16 protein-coding genes are annotated in these 16,150 nt (G+C 64.4%); 10 read left to right on the top strand and 6 right to left on the bottom strand.

Annotation, left to right across the window (positions count from 1 at the left end; translation table 11 throughout):
- Positions 1-46: 46 nt before the first annotated feature.
- Positions 47-1,081, top strand: coding sequence for a proline racemase family protein (locus tag RHIBR816_RS0102580; protein WP_018234970.1), 1,035 nt, complete (start codon positions 47-49; stop codon positions 1,079-1,081).
- A gap of 36 nt (positions 1,082-1,117) precedes the next feature.
- On the opposite strand, the gene RHIBR816_RS0102575 is transcribed toward RHIBR816_RS0102580, so the two are convergent.
- Positions 1,118-1,675: a sel1 repeat family protein gene (locus tag RHIBR816_RS0102575; RefSeq protein ID WP_018234969.1), complete on the bottom strand. Its 558-nt coding sequence runs from the start codon at positions 1,673-1,675 to the stop codon at positions 1,118-1,120.
- 187 nt (positions 1,676-1,862) lie between these two features.
- On the opposite strand from RHIBR816_RS0102575, the gene RHIBR816_RS0102570 reads away from it, so the two are divergent.
- Positions 1,863-2,483: a FecR domain-containing protein gene (locus RHIBR816_RS0102570; RefSeq protein WP_026186569.1), complete on the top strand. Its 621-nt coding sequence runs from the start codon at positions 1,863-1,865 to the stop codon at positions 2,481-2,483.
- A 6-nt stretch (positions 2,484-2,489) separates the two neighbouring features.
- Here RHIBR816_RS0102570 and RHIBR816_RS0102565 read toward each other — a convergent pair whose 3' ends face one another.
- Both RHIBR816_RS0102565 and RHIBR816_RS0102560 read right to left on the bottom strand, forming a co-directional pair.
- On the bottom strand, positions 2,490-4,277 hold the full coding sequence (locus tag RHIBR816_RS0102565) for a CHASE2 domain-containing protein (RefSeq protein ID WP_052522712.1): 1,788 nt from the start codon (positions 4,275-4,277) through the stop codon (positions 2,490-2,492).
- An 83-nt stretch (positions 4,278-4,360) separates the two neighbouring features.
- Positions 4,361-5,065, bottom strand: a complete 705-nt coding sequence (locus RHIBR816_RS0102560; protein WP_018234966.1) for a Crp/Fnr family transcriptional regulator — start codon at positions 5,063-5,065, stop codon at positions 4,361-4,363.
- A 219-nt stretch (positions 5,066-5,284) separates the two neighbouring features.
- On the opposite strand from RHIBR816_RS0102560, the gene RHIBR816_RS0102555 reads away from it, so the two are divergent.
- Complete coding sequence (locus RHIBR816_RS0102555; RefSeq protein WP_018234965.1) at positions 5,285-5,722, top strand: DoxX family protein; 438 nt, start codon at positions 5,285-5,287, stop codon at positions 5,720-5,722.
- A gap of 75 nt (positions 5,723-5,797) precedes the next feature.
- Here RHIBR816_RS0102555 and RHIBR816_RS0102550 read toward each other — a convergent pair whose 3' ends face one another.
- Together RHIBR816_RS0102550 and RHIBR816_RS0102545 are read right to left on the bottom strand one after the other, a co-directional pair.
- Entirely contained in the window at positions 5,798-6,226 is a 429-nt protein-coding gene (locus RHIBR816_RS0102550; protein ID WP_018234964.1) for an RbsD/FucU family protein, read from the bottom strand.
- Complete coding sequence (locus RHIBR816_RS0102545) at positions 6,226-7,455, bottom strand: ROK family transcriptional regulator (protein ID WP_018234963.1); 1,230 nt, start codon at positions 7,453-7,455, stop codon at positions 6,226-6,228. Before RHIBR816_RS0102545 ends, RHIBR816_RS0102550 begins: the two co-directional genes overlap by 1 nt.
- Before the next feature lie 268 nt (positions 7,456-7,723).
- Between RHIBR816_RS0102545 and RHIBR816_RS0102540 the strand changes: the two genes are divergently transcribed.
- The 7 genes from RHIBR816_RS0102540 (at position 7,724) to RHIBR816_RS0102510 (ending at position 14,459) form a co-directional block, all read left to right on the top strand.
- A complete protein-coding gene (locus RHIBR816_RS0102540; protein ID WP_018234962.1) occupies positions 7,724-8,749 on the top strand; it encodes a sugar ABC transporter substrate-binding protein in 1,026 nt (341 codons plus the stop codon).
- Positions 8,750-9,052: 303 nt separating this feature from the next.
- Entirely contained in the window at positions 9,053-10,138 is a 1,086-nt protein-coding gene (locus tag RHIBR816_RS0102535) for an ABC transporter permease (protein ID WP_018234961.1), read from the top strand.
- Entirely contained in the window at positions 10,138-10,920 is a 783-nt protein-coding gene (locus tag RHIBR816_RS0102530; protein ID WP_018234960.1) for an ATP-binding cassette domain-containing protein, read from the top strand. The genes RHIBR816_RS0102535 and RHIBR816_RS0102530 overlap by 1 nt, the downstream gene beginning before the upstream one ends.
- Entirely contained in the window at positions 10,917-11,537 is a 621-nt protein-coding gene (locus RHIBR816_RS0102525) for a nucleoside triphosphate hydrolase (protein WP_018234959.1), read from the top strand. Before RHIBR816_RS0102530 ends, RHIBR816_RS0102525 begins: the two co-directional genes overlap by 4 nt.
- Before the next feature lie 144 nt (positions 11,538-11,681).
- Positions 11,682-12,719, top strand: coding sequence for a dihydroorotase (gene pyrC, locus RHIBR816_RS0102520; protein WP_018234958.1), 1,038 nt, complete (start codon positions 11,682-11,684; stop codon positions 12,717-12,719).
- 72 nt (positions 12,720-12,791) lie between these two features.
- Positions 12,792-13,490, top strand: coding sequence for an orotate phosphoribosyltransferase (locus RHIBR816_RS0102515; protein WP_018234957.1), 699 nt, complete (start codon positions 12,792-12,794; stop codon positions 13,488-13,490).
- Positions 13,491-13,532: 42 nt separating this feature from the next.
- Complete coding sequence (locus RHIBR816_RS0102510; RefSeq protein ID WP_018234956.1) at positions 13,533-14,459, top strand: carbohydrate kinase; 927 nt, start codon at positions 13,533-13,535, stop codon at positions 14,457-14,459.
- Between the two features lie 53 nt (positions 14,460-14,512).
- Here the strand turns inward: RHIBR816_RS0102510 and pgi are convergent, their stop codons facing one another.
- Positions 14,513-16,138 (bottom strand): glucose-6-phosphate isomerase, encoded by a 1,626-nt coding sequence (pgi, locus tag RHIBR816_RS0102505; RefSeq protein ID WP_018234955.1) that lies wholly within the window; start codon positions 16,136-16,138, stop codon positions 14,513-14,515.
- Positions 16,139-16,150: the final 12 nt, after the last annotated feature.

Here is a 16,150-nt window from a genome sequence, read left to right as displayed (position 1 = left end):
TACTGATATATCAGGAGCCTCGTACGCCAGATCCGGAGTCACGGTCATGAGATGGAAGCGCACGATCCAGCTGCTGGACGTTCATTGCGAGGGCGAGATCGGCAAGGTGGCGATCGGCGGCGTGCCGAAGATCCCGGGCGGCTCGATCGCCGAGCAGCTGAACCATATCAACACGGTCGATGACAGCCTGCGCCGCTTCCTCTGCCTCGAGCCGCGCGCTGCATCGATCGGCTCCGTCAATCTATTGCTGCCGCCGAAGCGGCCGGAGGCGGATGCCGGCTTCATCATCCTGCAGGCCGATCAGGCCCATGCCATGTCCGGCTCCAATTCGATCTGCGTTGCAACGGCGCTGCTCGAATCCGGCATGATCGAGATGAAGGAGCCGGAAACGGTGGTGATGCTCGACACGGCCGCGGGTCTCGTGAAGGCGACGGCCACCTGCCGCGACGGGCGTTGCGAGAGAGTGAAGCTCACCATGGTGCCGTCCTTCGTTCACGAGCTGGATGTCGGGGTGGACACGCCCGAATGGGGCCGCATCAAGCTCGATCTCTGCTTCGGCGGGGTGTTCTATGCGCTGGTCGACGTCAACCAGATCGGGACGACGATCGACAAGGCGAATGCACGCCGGATCGTCGAAGCGGGCATGGCCCTGAAGGACATCGTCAATCGCACGCTTCCCGTCGTGCATCCGGAAATCCCGGAGATCAAGGGCGTAGCCTATGTGATGTTCCGCGATACGGAGGCGGACGGAACGGTCCGGACCTGCACCACCATGTGGCCGGGGCGGGTCGACCGCTCGCCCTGCGGCACCGGCAGCTCCGCCAATCTCGCCACGCTCCATGCGCGCGGCAAGGTCAAGCCAGGCGACGTGCTGAAGTCCCGCTCGATCATCGGCTCGGAATTCGAAGTGGGTCTCGAAGCCGTGACCACGGTCGCTGGGCGGGAGGCGATCATTCCGACCATTTCGGGCCGGGGCTGGACCTTCGGTCTTCATCAGCTGGCGCTCGACCCGTTCGATCCGCTCGCCGATGGCTTTGCGCTGACCGATACCTGGGGGCCGCAGGCGGGCGAGATTCGGTGAGGCCGGGTTTCGGCGTATGGCGCGCGAACGTTGCCTTCACTGGAGCGGGTCCGTCTTCGCCCGTTCGAACCACTGCGCCGCAAGGGCGCCGTCGACCCGCGTGCCGACGCCGTCTCGATAGGCGACGGCGAGATTGCGGGCGGCGATGACATTGCCCGCAGCCGCAGCGCGCTGATAGAGATCGAAGGCCGCTTCCGTTTCGCCGCGCTCCACAAGGCGGGTGCCGTACATCGCCATCGCCAGGGCGTGGCCGTTTTGCGCGGCCTCGCCGAGAATGCGAAGCGACTTCAGTTTCTCGCCGGCCCGGTCGAGAACGCGGGCAAGCTGGAACTGCGCCCGCGCGCCGCCATGCTGGTTATAGGCCTCGCGGCAGGCCGACAGCGCGACGCCGATGCGGATATCTTCAGTGGCGACGGGCGGAAAGGTTCTGTTGCGCTCGAGATCAAGTTCGCTGCCGGCCTCCCGGTCGCATAGGTCGGCGGCGGTGAGATCGGCGGCGTGCGCCGCAGGCGCGGCGATCGCGGCGAAGGACAGAAGCAGCGCAGTCGCAAGGTGGCTTGCGATGCGATTGGTCGGTCTGATGCGGGTATTCATGACAGTCTCCCTTGTCCGGCCACGATCCTAGAACTGCCGCGAGGCGGCGCCTGTTCCAAGCGAAACAGCCGGAACCCTGAGCGTCCGGAACCTGACAGGGGCCAGTAAGGCGTCTTGCATCCTCTATGCGCCGGTCTATCCTCGGCTGGAACAGGGAGCGCTGCCTCGGCGCAGCGGGAAGAAGCCGATGCCGCAGCTATATATCAGAAGAAGGATGCTGCTCGGCGGCCTGGTCATGGCGGCAATCGGCGGCCGGATGGCTGCGGCCGCCAGCGGTTCGGTCGTCGGCAAGGCGCAGAAGATACGCGGCAATGTCCGCCGTCGGCAGGGGGAGGCCGAGGAGCGGCTTGCCGCAGGCGGTGCCGTACTCGACCGGGACTACGTCACGACGAGTACCAACAGTTTTGCCGATCTCGCCCTCAGCGAAACCCGCATCCTGCTTGGACCCCAAACGGAACTGTTGATCGACAGTTTCATCGCCGGCGAGGGAGGCACGCTCGAGCTCGGCCTCGGCCGAATGGTCTTCGACCGGCCCGAGGGGCTGCCGAAGGTGGACGTCGCGGTCCGCACGGCATTCGGGATGATCGGCGTTCGCGGCACGAAATTTTTCTGCGGTCCGAGCCGCGCGGCTGCCTTCGCCGTCTTCGTCGAACACGGTGCGGTCAGCGTCGCGGGCGGCGGCAGGACGCGGATGCTGACCGCCGGCGAGGGCGTGGATTTCGACCGCCCTGGCGCAGCTCCAGGCGAGGTGACGCGATGGGGACAGGCGCGCATACGCGAGGCCTATGCGAGCGTCGGGCTGAGATAGACTAGTTCAGGCCACGTCGGCGACGGTGAACAATTCCATCGATCCGAAGCTGCGGATCTCATGCTCGCCGAGCGCGCGAAGCGCAACTGTGCACTCGGCGGCGGCTGCCGGGCCGATGCAGATCGCCGTGCCGAGGAACTTGTTGGCTTCCTGGAGACGCGCGGCAAGGCTGACGGCGTCGCCGTGGGCGGTATAGTCGAGCTTTCCGCCGGCGCCGACTTCTCCAAGCACGGCCGGTCCTGTCTCGATGCCGATGCGGGTCCTGCCGAAATCATGCGCGGCAAATTGCGGTCGCTGCCGCATTTCTTCCGTCAGGGCGTGGATGGCGATGGCGCATCGAACGGCCTTGTCGACGTGATCGACGAGATCTTCCGGCGCGTTGAAGAGCGAATGGACCGCATCGCCGACCACCTTGTCGACCATGCCGCCATGGCGGGCAACGAGCGCATTCACCTCCGTGAAATAGATGTCGAGCAGGGCCACCAGGTCGCGAGGCCCGAGTTTCTGAGAAAGCGTCGAGAAGCCTTCGATGTCGGTGAACAAAGCGGTTACCGGTCGCTCTTCGCCGGTCGCACCGCCGCGGTCCGGATCGTCTATGTAGCGAGCCACCACCGATTGCGGCAGATACTGCGAGAATTTCTGACGGGCGATCGCTTCGGCGCGCCGCACCCGGGCGAGTTGCAGTGCGCTCGTCACCACGAGGATCGCCACCAGCGCGACCGAGATGCCGACCGCGTCGAAGAGCCAGCCGGTCGTGCCGTAGATCACGGCGGCGAAGGCACTGACGAAAAGCACGGCCGCGGTGCCGAGCGTCAGGGTCGTCAAGGGACGGAGTTTGGTTGCGCCATAGGCGGCAGCGACACCCGCAGCAAGACTGAACAATGCCTCGATCAGGGGCAGGTCGCCATCGCGATAGGGCACGAAGCCCGTCACCACAGCGTTGGCTATGTCGGCATGAATCTGCACCGAGGGCTCGAGCGGCATCGAGGCGGTCGGCCTCAGCCCGCCAAGGCTCGGCATGCTGCTGCCGAGGAACACCAGCTTGCCGGCGATCCGGCTTTTGTCGATCCGGCTGGCCATCACGTCGGCCGCCGAAACCGTCCGGGCGGCAAGGGCTGCTTCCGAACTCGCCACGAAACGAAGGTTGCCGTCCGCGTCGAGTGGAATGATCGCGTGGTCGAGCCTGAGCCAGGCCGGCTCGCCGCCGAGCACCGGCGTGCTGCTTGCCGCGCCGAGCCGGCCCGCTTCGATGCCGAGTGCCGGAAAAGCGTCATTGTCAAGGATGGCAAAGGCCTGCGCGCGCCGGACGCGCGCATCGCCGTCTCCGACAAGGAATGCCGCCGTCGCCGCCTTCGACCGGTCCATGAAGATCGGGCAGGCGGTCTCCGCGCCCTGGATGAACCATTGCTCGGGGACGGCAAGCTCTCGCCGCAACGCCAGCGGAGGTACCGGGCGCGGGTGCTCCAGGGCGCGTTCGGCGGCCAGGAAGCCGAGCACCACCGGCGCTTCGCCGATCGCCGAGGCGAGGGCGGAATTTGTCGGCGTTGCCGGATCGCAGTCGGAGCTGAAGACGAAGTCGACGGCAATCGCCTTGGCGCCGGCGGCTGCAAGCCGCGATATCAGTTCGGCCGTCGCACCCCTGTCCCAGCTTTCCGATCTCGCCTCGAAGGCCACCCGATCGATGTCGACCACGACGATGTCTGGCGAACGCGGCGAGGGGACCCATTGGGTGAGATTGTCGAAGAAAAGCTCACGCGGCGTGCGGAACACCGTTTCGGCATTGAGGTAGAGCATAAGCGCCGCAGCCAGACTCGCAATGATCCCGCCGGCAAGCGGGCTGATGCGGCGATGCGGCCATGGCGTCAGGCTCAATCGGCCTAGTCCTCCGGTGGATCGGCGATGTTCAACAGGCGTCCCACATTACACGAGACGATGCCGTCCGTCCGCTTGAGAGCGCCGCATTCCTCCAGCCAGACGATGGCGCGGTTCACCTTCGGCCGGCTGGCGCCGAGAATGGCGGCGATGTCGGTCTGGCTCAGCGCCAGGCGAAGATTGGCGCTTGCCGGCAGTTCGTTACCGTGGATCTGCCTGAGCGTCGCCAGAAAGAAGCGTGCGACGCGGGCGTTGAGATCATAGAGCGCGATCGTTTCCAGTCGGTCCGTCGTGTCGCGCAATTGCGCGCAGAGGAAGCGGATGACCGCCTCGGCGATCCTTGGCTTCTGGGTGATGAGATCGAGGAAAGCCTTCTTGCCGATCACATAACCCTCGGCGACGGTGACCGCGGTTGCGTCGGCCGAGCGCGGCTGGTCGTCGAGCACCGCCATTTCGCCGAACAGCGCCCCCGCCTCGTGCTGGCGCAGGATCAACTCCCGGCCCTGCGGCGTGAACAGCGAAAGCTTGATCCGCCCGGAAACCACGACGATCATGTGGTTGCCCTCGTCGCCGCGCTGGAAGATGACCGTGCCCGCGGGCCATTTCCGGTAACTGACGATATCGGCGAGTTCGCAGAGCGTTTCCTTGTCGAACTCTTCAAAAATCGGAAAGGACCGCCAGAAGGCGGGACTCCGGTTGATTTCGGTCATGAGATTTCCCCGCGTGCCCTAAGCGCGGGAATTTTTCACACAGTCGCGGCTTGTTGCAACAGAAAAGAGCTTGGCGACCGAGGCATTTGCCGGAAAGCGTTGACGACATCACGCCGTCGTCTCGAAATTGTGAACGATCTGTTTCCGCCAGGGCGGCTGGCCGATTCGCAAAATGCTGATATTCCTGCTGCAAATCAGTTTCCAACAGGAGCCTCGCGCATGCCTCAGAATGTCATCGTCCTCATCGGGCGCGTTCTTCTCTCGATCATGTTCATCGTCTCCGGCTTCGGCAAGCTCGCCGATCCGGCGGGCACCGCCGGCATGATCACCAATGCCGGATGGCCTGCGGCAACGGCGCTCGCCTATCTCGCCGGTCTCTTCGAGCTCGTCGCGGGCCTTGCCGTTCTGGTCGGCTTCCAGACGCGCGTCGCGTCCTATCTGCTCGCCGCCTTCTGCCTCGTCACCGCCTTCGTTTTCCACAGCGGCCCGATCAACGTTCCCGACTTCCCGGAAGCGGCAAACGGCCTCTTGTCGATGTTCAACCAGATCATGATGATGAAGAACATCACCATTGCCGGTGCCTTCCTGGTGCTTGCCAGCTTCGGCCCGGGTGCGCTCTCGGTTGACGCACGCGTCGGCAACACTGTCGCCGCCTAACGGCGACCGGGTCGTGCGATGATAAAAAGGAACCCGCCGGCACCGCCGGTGGGTTCCTTGCGTTATCGCGTGACCTCAGGGATAGATCACACCCTTGCGCAGGATGACATTGCCGTAGAGCCGAGGTTCGCTGGTCTGCACGACCGTATGGGCAGCTTTCACGCGCGGATAGAAATCTCCGCCGAGAAGCGCAACGACCGGCTGCGACGGTTCGTGCTTGCGGCAGCATTCGACGATGTCCCGGTGAACCGGATCTAGGGCGTCCTTGTCCTGCTTGACCGTGGCACGGAAGATTGCCGCGGGCACGAAATCATCGATCGGCAGCACGCTGAGGATGGCATCGAGCGCCGGGATCAGGTGGTGGCCGTCGAGCCGCACCAGCCGGCGCGCATGCTCCTGGCCCGGATAGTTCCCGTCGACGAGCGCGATCTCGTCGCCATGCCCCATCGCCCTGAGCGCGGCCAGCAGTTCCGGGCTCAGGATGGGGTTTATTCCTTTCAGCATCAGGTAAGCTCCTTGAAGAGGACGTTCGTATCGAGCAGATAGCGGGAAAAGAGGGGCAGGCTCGCTCCGCCGATCGCCCGCGCGTGGCTTCCGACCGCACCCTCGACGAGGTCCGGAACCGTGACGCCCTGAAGGTCGAGTTCCTGCAGCGCCTTGCGCGTCGCGGCCAGCAGGCGGGCCCGCACCCAGGGCGGGAAGCCGCCGTCGATCACGGCGGCGGAGAAGTCGACGATCGACACGGCCGAGACGATGGCCTGGGCAAGGGCTGCCGCCGAATCCTGGATCCAGACCTCGAGCGGCTCGCCGAAATCGATCCAGTCGTCGGCCGAATACCAGAGCGGCTTCGGATCCATGCCGCGATCGCGCAGCAGTTTTTCCAGGACGAACACCGAGGCGATCTTCAGCAGTTGCGTCGTCTTGCCGTCCTTGCCCGAAACCGGCAGCGGACCGACGGCACCGGCCGTGCCGGTCCGGCCGGAGAACAGGGCGGAATTGAGCACGACGCCGCCGCCGATGAACGAGCCGATGTAGAAATAGACGAAATCCGGATAGTTGGCGCCGACGCCGAAGGCGAGTTCCGCGCCGCAGGCGCTCGTGCCGTCGTTCTGCAGGAAGACCGGGTGCGGCGTGCGCGCGGCGACCGCCGCCTCAAGGTCGAAATCGCGCCACCTGTCCATCTCTTCGTGCGGCGCCCCGACCTCCTCGGCCCAGTTCCACAGTTCGAAGGGCGTTGCGATGCCGACGCCCACGATGCGCTTGCGATCCTCGGGGGCGAGTTCCTTTTCGAGTTTGGCGATGCCCTCGACTATGAAGGCGACGAGTTCCTCGGGCAGCGGATAGATGTGGATCTGGTGGAGATGCAGGCGGATGGTGCCGAGAAAATCCATCAGTACCAGGTCGGCGCTGCGGCGGCCGATCTTGACCCCGAAGGAGTAGACGGCATCGGGATTGAGGCGCATGGGGATCGAGGGCTGGCCGACGCGGCCGCGCACGGGCGCGCCGCGCATCAGCATCCCGTCCGCCTCCAGCGCACGCATGATCACCGACACGGTTTGCGCTGAAAGGCCGGATCGGCGCGCAATATCTGCCTTCGACAGGCTGCCGTGGCGGCGCACCAGCGACATGACAAGCCGTTCATTATAGGCGCGCACGCGCGTCTGGTTCGCCCCGCCGCTCGGGTCGATCACATCGGGTTGCGCCGATCCTCCATGCGGATCTGTCAGTGACATGCCACCGTCTCCTCCCGTTGGCATCCTGCTCGCGAGATCTGTCGTTTCTTCTCCCGCCGGCTCTGTCGGCCGCCGGGCGCTCGCGCCGTGGTCTGATACTGCACGCAGAATGCCACATCCAAATAATAATTCAATTTGATTTATTTATTGACACTCCGAAAAATTGGTGTTTGATTGACGCTCGGAAGCGCCGTCCGCAGGAGGAGAATGCTGCGGCGGTGAAGCCTGAAGGCCGGTTCCGGCAATATTTGAACCTTGGGAGGGTTTGATGAAGAAAACTGTTCTTTCCACCGCATTCGGCGCGCTCGCTCTCGGCGTTGCCTTCGCGTCGCCGTCGCAGGCGGCCGACGTTTCCGCCTGCCTCATCACCAAGACCGACACCAACCCCTTCTTCGTCAAGATGAAGGAAGGCGCGACCGCCAAGGCACAGGAACTCGGCGTCACGCTGAAGGCCTATGCCGGCAAGGTCGATGGTGACCACGACAGCCAGGTTGCCGCTATCGAATCCTGCATCGCCGATGGTGCGAAGGGCATTCTCATTGCCGCGTCCGATACCAAGGCGATCGTCGACCAGGTCAAGAAGGCGCAGGCCGCCGGCGTTCTGGTGATCGCGCTCGATACGCCTCTCGATCCGGCAACGGCCGCAGACGCGACATTCGCGACCGACAACCTGCTGGCGGGCAAGCTGATCGGCCAGTGGGCGGCCGCAACGATGGGTGAAAACGCGAAGACCGCAAAGGTCGGCTTCCTCGATCTGACCCCGTCTCAGCCGACCGTCGACGTGCTGCGCGATCAGGGCTTCATGATCGGCTTCGGTATCGATCCCAAGGATCCGAACAAGATCGGTGACGAGGACGATCCGCGCATCGTCGGCCATGACGTGACGAACGGCAACGAGGAAGGTGGCCGCACGGCGATGGAAAACCTTCTGCAGAAGGATCCGGACATCAACGTCATCCACACCATCAACGAGCCCGCCGCTGTAGGCGCCTACCAGGCGCTCAAGGCTGTCGGCAAGGAGAAGGACGTGCTGATCGTATCGGTCGACGGCGGTTGCCCGGGTGTCAAGTCTGTTGCCGAGGGCGTCATCGGCGCCACGTCGCAGCAATATCCGCTGATGATGGCCGCGCTCGGCATCGAGGCGATCAAGAAATTCGCCGAGACCGGGGAGAAGCCGAAGCCGACCGAAGGCAAGGACTTCTTCGATACCGGTGTGGCGCTCGTCACCGACAAGCCGGCTGCCGGCGTCGAATCGATCGACACGAAGGTCGGCACGGAGAAGTGCTGGGGCTGATCGCCCGCCTGTCCGGAAGCAACCGATAGGAAGGGCGGCCCCGGCCGCCCTTCGCATAAGCGCCGATCTCTTTGACAAGGCGCGAAACCTGCGCAAATTTGAGAGCGGGATAGACGGAAGTCGCGATGCGCTTTCGCGCGCGCACCGCTCTGGCTTCTCGGAACCGTCACGGTTGCGACCTGGATGGACAGTCCGGACTGACCGTGATCGAAAAAGGTTCTGAGACCTGCCGTGACAACCGGCGGGCCGCGCATCCGGCAATAATGCGCCCCCTTGAGAGTGGGGGTTATGGGAGGAGTCTCCATGGCCGAGCCAAACACAGCCGCACAACCATCCCAGGAATTCGAAAAGGTCCTGGTCAACAGTTCGACGGATGTGGCGTCCTTCGACACGCACGACAAGACGCCGCTTCAAAAAATCCAGCATTTTCTCCATTCGACGCCAGCCGCCGTGCCGTTCGTCGTCCTCGTCGCGTCGATCCTCGTCTTCGGTCTGGCGATCGGCGGCAGGTTCTTCTCGTCCTACACGCTGACGCTGATCCTTCAGCAGATTGCTGTCGTCGGCATGCTCGGTGCGGCGCAGACGCTGGTGATCCTGACGGCCGGCATCGATCTTTCGATCGGCGTCGTCATGGTCATCTCGGCCGTCGTCATGGGCAATTGCGCCGTGAGTTACGGCCTGCCGGCGCCGATCGCCGTGGCGGCCGGTTTCGTGGTCGGCGGCGCCTGCGGGCTTTTGAACGGTCTTTTGGTTTCCCGGCTGAAACTGCCACCCTTCATCGTCACGCTCGGCACCTGGTACGTCATCATGTCGACGAATTTCATCTACTCGGAAAACGCGACCATCCGCGAGGCGGACGTAACCGCGGTGACCCAGTGGCTGCATGTCTTCGGCGTGACCTTCAAGGTCGGCGCGGCGGTGTTGACCCTCGGTGTCGTCGCCATGGTCGTGCTCGTCTTCGGCCTCTGGTACGCGCTGAACCATACTGCCTGGGGACGCCATCTCTATGCGGTCGGCGACGACCCGGAAGCCGCCAAGCTCTCCGGTATCCGCGTCGGCAAGGTGCTGCTCAGCGCCTATACGATCGCCGGCCTGATCGCCGCCTTGGCCGCCTGGGTCTCGATCGGCCGAAACGGCTCGATCTCCCCGTCGGCAGCCGTTACCGACTATAACCTGCAGGCCATTACCGCGGCCGTAATCGGCGGCATCTCGCTCTTCGGCGGCCGCGGCTCGATCCTCGGAACCCTGATCGGCGCGATGATCGTCGGCGTCGTGTCGATGGGCCTCAACATGCTTGGTGCCGACCCGCAATGGAAGGTCTTCCTGACCGGCGTGCTGATCATCTCGGCCGTCGCAATCGACCAGTGGATCAGAAAGGTAGCAGCGTAATGGCACAGGAACCCATTCTCACCGCCCGCGGCCTCGTCAAGCGCTATGGCCGCGTCACTGCCCTCGACAACGCCGATTTCGACCTCTACCCGGGTGAAATCCTCGCGGTGATCGGCGACAACGGCGCCGGCAAGTCCTCGATGATCAAGGCGATCTCCGGTGCCGTCACTCCGGACGAAGGCGAGATCCGCCTCGAGGGCCAGCCGGTGCACTTCCGCTCGCCAATGGAGGCGCGTGCTGCCGGTATCGAGACGGTCTACCAGAACCTTGCTTTGTCGCCGGCGCTGTCGATCGCCGACAACATGTTCCTCGGTCGCGAGATCCGGAAGCAGGGCCTTTTGGGCAAGCTGTTCCGCACTCTCGATCGCGCCGCCATGGAGAAGATGGCGCGGGCGAAGCTGTCCGAGCTCGGCCTGATGACCATCCAGAACATCAACCAGGCGGTGGAAACGCTCTCGGGCGGCCAGCGCCAGGGTGTGGCCGTGGCGCGCGCTGCCGCCTTCGGCTCCAAGGTCGTCATCATGGACGAGCCGACCGCGGCGCTCGGCGTCAAGGAAAGCCGGCGTGTTCTGGAACTGATCCTCGATGTGCGCAGTCGCGGTCTGCCGATCGTGCTGATCTCGCACAATATGCCGCACGTCTTCGAGGTTGCGGACCGGATCCACATCCACCGCCTCGGCCGCCGGCTCTGCGTCATCAATCCGAAGGAATACACGATGTCGGATGCCGTCGCCTTCATGACCGGTGCCAAGGCGCCGCCCGGCGAGGCAATCGCCGCATGAATGTGCAGTCCTTGAAGGACGAGATCCTGAAACGGGCGGCGGGTGCCGGCCGTTTCATCGTCGCCGTCGCCGGTCCACCGGGAGCCGGCAAGTCGACGCTTTCCGACGGCCTTGCCGAGGCGATCGCCGAGGCGGGGGAAAGCGTCGCGGTGCTGCCGATGGACGGCTTCCACATGGACAATGCCGTCCTCGAGCAAAAGGGATTGCTTCCTCGCAAGGGGGCGCCGGAGACCTTCGACGTGCGGGCGTTCCTGGCGACGCTGGCGGCGGTCCGCGCGGATGACGGTGAGGTGCTGGTGCCGGTGTTCGACCGGTCCCGCGAACTGGCGATCGCTTCGGCGCGAGCGATTGCGCCGGAAACGCGCATCGTCCTCGTCGAAGGCAACTACCTGCTGCTCGACGAGGCGCCGTGGAACAGGCTCGATGGCGCCTTCGACTATTCGATCTTTATCGATCCGGGCATCGATGTGCTCGAGCAACGGCTGCTGCAGCGCTGGTACGACCACGGCTATGATGACGAGACCGCGCGGACAAAGGCTTTCGGTAACGATATCCCGAACGCCCGCCGCGTCGTCGGCAGCCGTCGCGCCAGCGATCTCGTGATCCGGGATTTTTGAAATATGCTTCGAGCCATTGTGTTCGGCGGAGCAATGATGATATCGAGGCGCGGTTCACCACATGAGTTACCGCCCTTTCAAGCGCATCGGCCGGCTTTGACGCCGCCCGCGCGGATCGGGCGCGAGCATCGGGAGAAAGCCTAAATGCAAGAGCTCGCTATTCGCCGCCCGGACGACTGGCATCTCCACCTGCGTGATGGCGACGTTCTGCGTGGCGTCATCGGCGACACGAGCCGGCATTTCGCCCGCGCCATCGTCATGCCCAATCTGGTGCCGCCGGTGGTGACATCGGCGGATGCGGCCGCCTATCGCGAACGCATCCTTGCCGCGATCCCTGCCGGTGACCGGTTCGAACCGCTGATGACGCTCTACCTCACCGAGGGAACCGACCCCGACGACGTGGAGGCCGGCTACAGGAGCGGTCTCGTCAAGGCGGTGAAGCTCTATCCGGCCGGCGCGACCACCAATTCGCACAGCGGCGTCCGCGACATCACGAAGGCGATGCCTGTTCTCGAGCGCATGGCCGAGATCGGCATGCCGCTCTGCGTCCACGGCGAGGTGACGACGCCGGAAGTCGATATCTTTGATCGCGAGGCCGTCTTCATCGAAACGGTTCTCGACCCGCTTCGCCGGCGCCTGCCGGATCTTCGCATCACGATGGAGCATGTGACGACGAAGGACGGGGTCGACTACATCAAGGAACATGCGGCCAACCTCGCGGGCTCGATTACCACCCATCACCTGATCATCAACCGCAATGCCATCCTCGTCGGCGGCGTCAAGCCGCACTATTATTGCCTGCCGGTCGCCAAGCGAGAGAGCCACCGTCTGGCGCTCAGGGAGGCTGCAGTCTCCGGTGACGTGCGGTTCTTCCTCGGCACCGACTCCGCCCCCCATGTCGATCCGCTCAAGGAATGCGCCTGCGGTTGCGCCGGCATCTATACCTCGCTCAACACGATGAGCTGCCTTGCCCATGTCTTCGAGGAGGAGGGGGCACTCGACCGGCTCGAGGCCTTCACGTCGCTGAACGGCCCCGCCTGGTACGGTCTGCCGGCGAATGAGGAAACGATCACCTTGCGCAAGGGCAGGGAGCCGGTCCGCTATCCCACCAAGATCGAGACGGAGGCCGGCCTGATCACCGTATTCGACCCGATGTTCCCGCTCTACTGGGCGGTTGCCTAGTTAAGATTTTTTCGCGTGACTAATCCGAAAACCGATGCCGACTTTTCGGGTCACGCTTTTGAAGGAGAGGTCATGTTTTCGAACGCGTTCACCGACAAGGCGGTGATGGCCGAACTGGTCGCGAAGATGCTTTGGGAGATCAAGGCGGTGCATTTTCGCGCCGATCAGCCCTACAAGCTCTCCTCCGGCATGGCGAGCCCGGTCTATATCGACTGCCGCAAGCTGATCTCCTATCCCCGCATCCGCTCGGCGGTGATGGACTTCGCCGCCGCGACGATCCTCAGGGAGGCCGGCTTCGAGCGTTTCGACGTGGTCGCCGGCGGCGAGACGGCCGGCATCCCCTTTGCGGCGATGCTTGCCGAACGCCTCGGCCTGCCGATGATCTATGTGCGCAAGGCGCCGAAGGGACACGGCCGCAACGCTCAGATCGAGGGCCACATGCCGGAAGGCGCGCGTGTCCTGGTGATCGAGGACCTGACGACCGCTGGCGGCTCCATGTTCAAGTTCATCGACGCGATCCGTGCGGCCGGTGGCGTTGTCGAGCACGGCATCGCCCTCTTCTATTACGACATCTTCCCCGAAGCGCGGGGCGACATGAAGTCCAAGGGAGCCGACCTGCATTACATCGCCACCTGGCGCAATGTGCTTGCGGTCGCCCGCAGCCAGGCGCTGTTCGACGAGAAGACGCTGAACGAGGTGGAATCCTTCCTCAATGCGCCGCTCGCCTGGTCAGCCCGCAACGGCGGTGTCGGCGAACTCGCTGCCCAGTGACGCGACGCTGGTCGATGGAATAGTTTTCAAGGGAGGACGTTGATGATTGTTTGCTGCGGAGAGGCCCTGATCGACATGCTGCCGCGCGAGACGGCGGCCGGTGAAAGCGCCTTTGCACCCTATGCCGGGGGCGCCATCTTCAACACGGCGATCGCGCTCGGCAGGCTCGGCATTCCGACCGGCTTCTTCACCGGGCTCTCCGACGACATGTTCGGCGATATCCTGCGGGAGACGCTGAGAGCGGCGAATGTCGATTTCGGCCCCTCCGCGACGCTGCCGCTGCACACCACGCTCGCCTTCGTGAAGCTCGTCAACGGCCATGCGAGCTACGCCTTCTTCGACGAGAATACCGCCGGGCGGATGATCACCACCGATCATCTGCCGGCCTTCGGCGACTTCTGCGACGCGCTGCATTTCGGCGCGATCAGCCTGATCCCCGAACCCTGCGGCTCGACCTATGAAGCGTTGATGACGCGGGAGCACGAAAAGCGGGTGATCTCCTTCGACCCGAATATCCGCCCCGGCTTCATCAAGGACCGCGAGGCGCATCTTGCCCGCATGAATCGCATGGCGGCGATGTCCGACATCGTCAAGTTCTCCGATGAGGACCTCGCCTGGTTCGGCATGGAGGGAAGCCACGACGCGCTCGCGGCCGAATGGCTGAAGCGCGGCCCGAAACTGGTGGTGATCACCAGGGGCGCGGACGGCGCTGTCGGCTATACGCGGAATCACAAGGTCGAGGTCGCAAGCGAGCGGGTCACGGTCGTCGACACGGTTGGCGCCGGCGACACGTTCGATGCCGGGGTGCTCGCCTCGCTGAAGCTCAACAACCTGCTGACCAAGCAACAGGTCGCGGACTTGAGCGACGAGGCCGTCCGGCAGGCACTCGCTCTCGGCGCCAAGGCAGCCGCCGTCACAGTGTCGCGCGCCGGCGCCAATCCGCCTTGGAAATATGAAATCGGGCTCTGACGCCAGCAAATCCGTGTGCGAGAGGGCGCCAGTTGGCGCCCTTTTTTTGTCCGTCAGCGCGCCGCCTGTAGCAGCGCCGCAACGAGGCCGGCGGTCGAGGAATCGTGGCCCTCGGCGCTCGCCTTACCTTCGACGACCGGCAACAGGCCGGTCGCCAGCTCCTTGCCGAGCTCGACGCCCCATTGGTCGAAGGAGTTGATGTTGAAGAGCGCGCCTTCGACAAAGACGCGGTGTTCGTAGAGAGCGATCAGCCGGCCGAGCGCGAAGGGATCGAGCTGGTCGTAGACGAAGGTCAGCGACGGCCGGTTGCCGGTAAAGACGCGGTGCGGCGCGATCTTGTCCGCCTTCGCCTCGTCCATGCCCTTCGAGGTCAGCTGCGCCTTGGCTTCGGCAAGCGTGCGGCCCTTCATCAGCGCTTCCGACTGCGCCAGGCAGTTGGCGATCAGCAGCTGATGCTGGTGGCGCAGGTCCTTCTCATGGCCGTTGGCGGCGATCATGAATTCGGCGGGAATGATGTCGGTGCCCTGGTGGATGAGCTGGTAGAAGGCGTGCTGGCCGTTGGTGCCGGGCTCGCCCCAGACGACCGGACCGGTCGCAAATTCCACCGGCTTGCTGTCGAGCGTCACGGCCTTGCCGTTCGATTCCATGTCGAGCTGCTGCAGATAGGCCGGGAAGCGGGAGAGGCGCTGGTCGTAGGGCAGGATCGCCCGCGACGGATAGCCGAGCACGTTGCGGTGATAGAAGCCGATCAGGCCGAGGAGCATCGGGATGTTTTCGCGCAGCGGAGCGGTACGGAAATGCTCGTCGATTGCATGGCCGCCATCGAGGAAGCGGCCGAAATTCTCACTTCCGACCGCAAGCATCAGCGGCAGGCCGATCGCCGACCAGATCGAATAGCGGCCGCCGACCCAATCCCAGAAGCCGAAGACGCGGGCGGCGTCGATGCCGAAGGCGGCGACCTTGTCGAGGGCCGTCGAGACCGCTGCGAAGTGGTGACCGACCGCCGCTTCGCCGAGCCTGCCGGCGATGAAGGCGCGCGCCGTCGCCGCATTGGTCATCGTCTCGATCGTCGTGAAGGTCTTGGAGGCGACGATGAAGAGCGAGGTCTCCGGGTCGAGCAGCTTCAACGTATCGGCGATATGGGCGCCGTCGACATTGGAAACGAAGTGCAGCCGCGGACCGTCATGGAAGGGTGCGAGCGCCAGCGTCACCATCGCCGGACCGAGGTCGGAGCCGCCGATGCCGATATTGACGACGTCGGTGATCTGCTTGCCGGTGGCCCCCTTCAGCGCGCCGGAGCGCACGTCGTCGGCGAAGGCGCCCATCGCATCGAGCACGGCGTTGACGTCCGGCATCACGTCCTTGCCGGCGACGACAACCGGCCGGTTCGAGCGGTTCCTGAGCGCCGTGTGCAGGACGGCGCGTTCCTCGGTGATGTTGATGATGTCGCCGCGGAACATGGCGTCGCGCTTTTCCTCGACCTTGGCAGCCTTCGCCAGCGCCTCGAGACCGTCGAGAATCCGGTCGTTGACGGCGCATTTCGAATAGTCGAGGAGAAGATCGTCGAGCCTCGTGCTGAAGCGCGCAAAGCGGTTCGGATCTGCCGCGAAGGCAGCCCGGATGTCGGCTGCATTGGTCTCCTGTGCAGTGGCTTTGAGGTTTTCGACAAGCGCTTTCATCGCAGGGCTCCT

Origin of the sequence: Ensifer sp. BR816 (assembly GCF_000378985.1) — a bacterium.
Classification (GTDB): domain Bacteria; phylum Pseudomonadota; class Alphaproteobacteria; order Rhizobiales; family Rhizobiaceae; genus Sinorhizobium.
The sequence above is the reverse complement of the archived record's forward strand: the minus strand, read 5'-3'. Positions and strand labels throughout refer to the sequence as shown.